Origin of the sequence: Mesorhizobium sp. M2A.F.Ca.ET.039.01.1.1, assembly GCF_003998035.1 — a bacterium.
Taxonomy (GTDB): Bacteria; Pseudomonadota; Alphaproteobacteria; order Rhizobiales; family Rhizobiaceae; genus Mesorhizobium.
On the sequence record NZ_RZRY01000360.1, the window covers coordinates 1 to 6,581 of the forward strand.

Annotated in this window: 6 protein-coding genes and 1 pseudogene; 5 read left to right on the plus strand and 2 right to left on the minus strand. The window is 64.2% G+C overall.

The window, feature by feature from the left end:
* The coding region (locus EOA24_RS23615; protein ID WP_127410118.1) for a LysR family transcriptional regulator at nucleotides 1–341 on the minus strand (341 nt) is incomplete at its 3' end.
* A gap of 90 nt (nucleotides 342–431) precedes the next feature.
* Between EOA24_RS23615 and EOA24_RS23620 the strand changes: the two genes are divergently transcribed.
* The 4 genes from EOA24_RS23620 to EOA24_RS23635 all read left to right on the plus strand — a co-directional run bounded on the left by EOA24_RS23620 (nucleotide 432) and on the right by EOA24_RS23635 (nucleotide 4,882).
* Nucleotides 432–1,982 (plus strand): trimethylamine methyltransferase family protein, encoded by a 1,551-nt coding sequence (locus EOA24_RS23620; protein ID WP_126083120.1) that lies wholly within the window; start codon nucleotides 432–434, stop codon nucleotides 1,980–1,982.
* A gap of 64 nt (nucleotides 1,983–2,046) precedes the next feature.
* Nucleotides 2,047–3,696 carry an ABC transporter substrate-binding protein gene (locus EOA24_RS23625; RefSeq protein ID WP_126083119.1) on the plus strand — a complete coding sequence of 550 codons (1,650 nt, stop codon included), beginning with the start codon at nucleotides 2,047–2,049 and terminating at the stop codon, nucleotides 3,694–3,696.
* Nucleotides 3,697–3,807: 111 nt separating this feature from the next.
* Nucleotides 3,808–4,281: a DUF3828 domain-containing protein gene (locus tag EOA24_RS23630; RefSeq protein WP_126083118.1), complete on the plus strand. Its 474-nt coding sequence runs from the start codon at nucleotides 3,808–3,810 to the stop codon at nucleotides 4,279–4,281.
* 4 nt (nucleotides 4,282–4,285) lie between these two features.
* Complete coding sequence (locus tag EOA24_RS23635) at nucleotides 4,286–4,882, plus strand: hypothetical protein (RefSeq protein ID WP_126083117.1); 597 nt, start codon at nucleotides 4,286–4,288, stop codon at nucleotides 4,880–4,882.
* A gap of 218 nt (nucleotides 4,883–5,100) precedes the next feature.
* Here EOA24_RS23635 and queF read toward each other — a convergent pair whose 3' ends face one another.
* Complete coding sequence (queF, locus tag EOA24_RS23645; RefSeq protein ID WP_126083116.1) at nucleotides 5,101–5,562, minus strand: preQ(1) synthase; 462 nt, start codon at nucleotides 5,560–5,562, stop codon at nucleotides 5,101–5,103.
* A gap of 204 nt (nucleotides 5,563–5,766) precedes the next feature.
* Between queF and EOA24_RS23650 the strand changes: the two are divergent.
* Nucleotides 5,767–6,581, plus strand: a pseudogene (locus EOA24_RS23650) (N-methylproline demethylase); the annotation flags it as partial.

Genomic DNA, 6,581 nt, shown 5'->3' on the forward strand with positions numbered 1-6,581 from the left:
GGCATCATCCAGAAGGAGCCGAAGGCGGTCGAGGCGGCCAAGGTCCCATGCCCGCCGGTCGCCTGCAGGCGAAGGTCTTCCGCCGACTTGCGGATATGCGAGAGGCCCAGCGACACATCGGCATGGAAACGTTCGCCGGCTTCCGTCAGAAGCACCTGGCGGTGGCGCCGCTGGAAGAGTTTGGCGCCAAGCTGCTCCTCCAGCCCGCGCACCGCGTAGGAGACGGCCGCCTGCGTCATGCCAAGCTCGCGCCCAGCGGCGGTGAAGCTCGACAGCCGGCCCGCGGCCTCGAAGACGATGAGGCTGCCGGCGGAGGGCAGGAGCTGGCGGAGGTTTCGCATAAGTGCAGCTTATACAAGAGATCAGGATTTTCCAGCATCACATCCATATTTCCTCTCGCTAACTTGGTCGGGCGGGAAGAAGGAGCCTCCATGAACGCACCGGCCGTTGAACTGACCGAACAGACCCACCGCCGCGGCGGCGGCCGGCTCGGCCGCAAGGCGCTGAGAAGCGCGCCGGTCGCGTCCTTCCCCACCCTTGTGCGCAAGATCCCCGCCTACGAGATCGTGCCCGACGAGGCGGTGGAGCTGATCCACGAGGAATCGCTGAAGATCCTCGAGGAGGTGGGCTGCGAATTCCGCGACGACGGCGCGATCGAGCTCTGGAAGGCGGCCGGCGCCGATGTCAGGCAAACGCGTGTCCGCATCGACCGCGCGCTGTTGATGGAGCTGGTCTCGAAGGTTCCGCCCGAGTTCACACTGCACGCGCGCAACCCGGAGCGTACGGTGCGCGTCGGCGGCAAGAACTCGATCTTCGTGCCGATGTATGGCGCGCCCTATGTCCGCGACCTCGACAACAAGCGCCGCTACGGCACGCTGGCCGACCTCAACAATTTCCACAAGATGGCCTACATGGCGCCGGCGCTGCATTCCTCGAGCTCGGTCATCTGCGAGCCGATGGAGATCGCGGTGCCGAAGCGGCACCTTCACATCGTTCATTCGGCGCTGAAACATTCCGACAAACCGTTCATGGGCATCGTCACGTCGAAGGAGCGCGCCGAGGACACGATGGCGATGGCTGGCATCGTCTTCGGCGAGGAGTTCGTGCGCGACAATCCGGTGCTGGTTGCGATCACCAACTGCAATTCGCCGCTGGTGTGGGATGCCACCATGATCGACGCCATGCGGGTCTATGCCAGCCACAACCAGCCGCTGATCCTGGCGCCCTTCGCGCTGTGCGGCGCCTCGACCTCGGCCTCCGCGGTCGGCGCGGTGGCGCAGGTCAACGCCGAGGCGCTTGCCGGCGTGGCGTTGACCCAGCTCATCCGGCCCGGCTCGCCGCAGCTCTACGGCCAGTTCATGGTGACGGTCGACATGAAGACCGGCGCGCCGATGGGCGGCACGCCGGAGGCCGCCCAGATGATGTACCTGATGGGCGCGCTGGCCAGGAAGTATAAGCTGCCCTGGCGCACCTCCGGCTTCCATGTCGGCTCGAAGCTCAACGACGCGCAGGCGGGTTACGAGGCGAACATGCTGATGCATGCCGCGATCCTGTCCGGCGCCAACTACATCTGGCATTCCGCCGGCTGGCTGGAAGCGGGCCTGACCTGCGGCTATTCGAAATTCGCCACCGACTGCGAGCAGCTGGTCGGCTGGTACAAATATGCCGGCGGCGTGTCCTTCGACGATTTCAAGGACGCGATGGCGGCGATCCGCGAGGTCGGCCCGCAAGGGCATTTCCTCGGCACGCAGCATACGCTCGAGCATTTCGAGAGCGCCTTCTTCATGCCCAATATCATGGACTTCAATTCCTTCGAGCAGTGGAGCGCCGAAGGCGCCAAGGACCATGACACGCGCGGCCGCGAAAAGGCGCGCGCCATGCTGGCCGACTACCAGGAGCCGAAGCTCGACGAGGGCATTGCCGAAGGTCTCAGGGATTTGATCGCGCGGCGCGAGGAAAAGCTGCCTGACAGCGTCAGTTGATGGAAGGCAGCATTAGTTGAAGCCAACCGGGCGAAGACCCGACCAGATCAATGGGAGCACGAGAATGACACTTTTCAGAAGCAATGGTGACCGGGTCCCGGCCGCTATCCAAGCGATGGCCGAGGAGGCGCGCGCGGGCCGTGTCGACCGGCGCGAATTCCTGGCGCTGGCCAGCGCCTTCGGCGCATCGACGGCTTTCGCCTATGGCATGCTCGGCCTTGCCGCGCCGACCAAGGCGCTGGCCGACGAGCCGAAGAAGGGCGGCACGCTGCATGTCGCGATGTCGGTCAAGGCGCAGAAGGATCCGCGCACTTACGACTGGACCGAGATGGCGAACGTCACCCGCTGCTGGCTGGAGCCGCTGGTGCGCTACACCCACCAGTTCACCTTCGAGCCGGTTCTGCTCGAAAGCTGGGACGTCAATGACGACGCCACCGAATACACGTTGCATCTGCGCAAGGGCGTCACCTGGAACAATGGCGATGCCTTCAACGCCGACGACGTGGTCGCCAATCTGAACCGCTGGTGCGACAAGGCGGCTTCCGGCAATTCCATGGCCGCCCGCGTCGGCGCGCTGATCGACACCAAGACCGGCAAGGCCAAGGATGGCGCCATCACCAAGGTCGACGACCACACGGTCAAGCTGAAGCTCGTCGAAGCCGATATCGCCATCATCCCGGGCTTGACCGACTATCCGGCGCTGGTCGTGCATCGCGACTTCGACAAGGATGGCGCCGACCCGATCAAGAAGCCGATCGGCACCGGAGCCTTCGAGCTGGTCTCCTACGATGTCGGCCAGAAGGCGGTCGTCAAGCGCCGCGAAAACGGCAAATGGTGGGGCGGCGAGGCGCCGCTCGACGGGGTGGAGTTCATCGACTACGGCACCGACTTCAACGCCACGCTCAATGCCTTCGATTCGGGCGAGGTCGACCTCGATTTCGAAACGCCGGCCGACTATATCGACCCGCTGGACAAGATGGGCCTGGTGAAGTCGGAGGTCGCGACCGCGACCACGCTGGTTGCCCGCACCAACGTCACGCATAAGCCCTATGACGACAAGCGGGTGCGCAACGCGCTGCAGATGGCGGTCGACAACAGCCAGGTCATGCAGCTCGGCTACAACGGCCGCGGCACGGTCGGCGAGAACCATCACGTCGCCCCGATCCATCCCGAATATTATCCGCTGCCCAAGAAGGAGCGCGACGCGGCCGGCGCCAAGAAGCTGATGGCGGAAGCCGGCCAGGCCGACTTCGAGCATGAGCTGATCACGGTCGAGGACGAATGGCAGAAGAACACCGGCGACGCCATCGCCGGCCAGCTGCGCGATGCCGGCATCAAGGTGAAGCGCACCGTGCTGCCTGGCTCGACCTTCTGGAACGACTGGACGAAATATCCCTATTCCATGACCATCTGGTACATGCGCCCGCTCGGTGTCCAGGTTCTGGCGCTCGGCTACCGCTCGGGCGAGGCCTGGAACGAGACGGCCTACTCCAATCCGGAGTTCGACGCCAAGCTCAAGGAGGCGCTGTCACAGATCGACGTCGCCAAGCGCAAGGAGGTGATGAAGGATGTCGAGGCGATCCTGCAGGACTCCGGCGTCATCATCCAGCCCTTCTGGCAGAAGCTCTACTGCCACATGAACAAGAAGGTGAAGAACTACTCGATGCACCAGACCTACGAGATGGACTTCCAGAACGTCTGGCTGGATGCCTGAGCGCGCCCGGGCTTCATGAGCCGCAAAGACTTCATGAGCCGCAAAAAAGGCGATATGCAGGAGGCGTGGTGGCAAGCGTGCCGCCAAGCCGCCGAACCTCGGAGATCCTGCATGAAGCCGATAGTGCTTGCCGCTGTCTTCTCGATTGCCTTGCCCGGCGCCGTGCTCGCCGGGCCGGCCTCCAACGCCGTGAAGTTCTTCTATGTGCCTTCGGTGAAGTTCGAGGGAGACGCCAAATACCGCGACCGTTTCACCGAGCCGGTCACCAAGCTGTTCGAAGCCAACGACAAGGCGCAAAAGGAGAAGCCCGACGAGGTGTCCTGCCTCGACTTCGACCCAGGCCTCGACGCGCAGGATTTCGATCAGAAGACCCTGTCGAAGACGCTGAAGCTCACCGAGACCGTCAATGGCGACACCGCCGAAGTGACGGCCAACTTCAATCTTTTCCCGGAAGGCGATGACTCCAAACGCGAAATGGTGTGGTCGCTGAAGAAAGTGGACGGCAAGTGGAAGATCGCCGACATCAGTTCCAAGACCAGCGACTGGAAGCTCAGCGCGCTGGGATGCGGTGCCTCGACGGAGTGATGCCGTGCCTCGCCGCTTTGTCCTCGCGCTGGCGAGCTTGTCGATGCTGGCCGCGGGGCTGAGCGGCGGCGCCTCTGCGCAGGGGCTGTTCGGCGCGCCGCCGCCGAAAGCCTCATCCGGCGACAACACCTCGCCGCCTGCGGTCGACACGTCGCCGCCTGCAGCCGCTGCGCCGGACAGCAAGCCGGCCGAACCGGCGCCTGTCGCGCCGGTCCTGCCCGGATCGCCGACCGCGGTGGTGAAGCCCTTCTACGAGCATCTCGGGCTGGAGCTCGATCCTGCGCAGCGTAAGAACTTCACCGACCCGGCGAAAACCGTACTCGACAAGGCGGACGCGCTGCGCGCCTCGGGCCAGGGCGAATGCCTCGACCCCAACATGGCGCTCGACAATGCCGACTATGACAAGCTGGCCATAGACCGGAGCCTGCGCACCATCGAAGCCGTCAATGGCGACGAGGCCAAGGTGGTCGTTGCCTTCGTCGTCGAGGGCCACCAGCACCGCCTGGAATGGAAGCTGAAGAAGGTCGGTGGCGCCTGGAAGGTCTCCGATCTCCTGTCGGTCACCGGCGAATGGGCGCTGAGCCAGTACCAGTGCGAATGAAAATGACCAAAGATCAGTGTCGGCGATCCTTCGCGCCCCCCTCTGGCCTGCCGGCCATCTCTCCCACTTGGGGGGAGATCAGAGGTCACGCCGGCTTTCGCCAATCTCCGACGTTTCAGGATAAGCGGGCCGCCGAAGCTGCCAATCTCCCCCCTTGTGGGGGAGATGTCCGGCAGGACAGAGAGGGGCGCTGTCCCGCCAGCCTTTCGCAACAAATTTCAACCTCTCCCGCGATAGGGCGCCACGCCCGTATCGGGCAGCCACGCGTCCTTGGGCGGTGCGCCGGTCTGCCAGAAGACATCGATCGGGATGCCGCCGCGCGGAAACCAGTAGCCACCGACGCGCAGCCAGAGCGGCTTGGTCGCCTCCACGATCCGGCGGCCGATCATCACGGTACATTCCTCATGGAAGGCGCCGTGGTTGCGGAACGAGGTCATGAACAGCTTCAGCGACTTCGATTCCACCAGCGTCCGGTCGGGTGCGTAGTCGATGACGATGTGGGCGAAATCCGGCTGGCCGGTGACCGGGCAGAGCGAGGTGAATTCGGGGCAGGTGAAGCGCACGATCGCCGGCGGACCATCGCCGCGCTGGAACGGCACGGTCTCCAGGACCGCCTGTTCGGGGCTCTGTGGCGTCTCGACGTGCTTGCCGAGCTGGGTGAGGTTCTTGGCGTCTGTCATGGGCGGCTCCTCGCAGCCGTCCAAGGTCTGGGCGGCAGGCAAAACAAGCGGAAATTGCTCCGCAACCTTTCGGACGCGGCGGGTTTGGGCCGCTCAATAGCATCGGACCGAAAAGTGCGCAGCGGTTTTCGGACGAATCCGATGCGAGAAATGGAAGCGGGAGCGGCGCGACGCTCCCGTGCAAATTGAAACGGCAGGAAGACGATGACCAGCAACGACCCGCTTCTCCGACCCTACCAGCTCAAGCACCTGACGCTGAAGAACCGGGTGATGTCGACCAGCCATGAGCCGGCCTATTCCGAGGACGGCATGCCGAAGGAGCGCTACCGGCTCTACCATGCCGAAAAAGCCAAGGGCGGCATGGCGCTCACCATGACGGCGGGCTCGGCGATCGTCTCGCGCGACAGCCCGGCCGCTTTCGGCAATCTGCATGTCTATGACGACCGCATCGTGCCCTGGCTCGCCGAACTGGCGGATGCCTGCCATGAGCATGACTGCAAGGTGATGATCCAGATCACCCATCTCGGCCGCCGCACGGGCTGGAACAAGGCCGACTGGCTGCCGGTGCTGTCCGCTTCGCCGGTGCGCGAGCCGGCGCACCGCGCCTTTCCGAAAACCATCGAGGAGTGGGATATCGAGCGCATCGTCGCCGACTATGCCGCGGCTGCGCAGCGTTGTCAGGCGGCCGGCCTCGACGGCATCGAGTTCGAATCCTATGGACATCTGATGGATGGCTTCTGGTCGCCGCTCACCAACCATCGCGACGACGAGTTCGGCGGCTCGCTCGACAACCGGCTGCGCTTCACCGACATGGTGCTCGACGCGGTCCGCGCCGCCGTCGGGGAAAAATTCATCGTCGGCATTCGCATGGTTGCCGACGAGGATCTCGAAAAGGGTATCTCGAAGGAAGTCGGTGTCGAGATCGCCAGGCGGCTTGCCAATTCCGGCAAGGTCGACTTCCTCAACATTATCCGCGGCACGATCGAGACCGACGCGTCGCTGACCAAGGTCATCCCTGT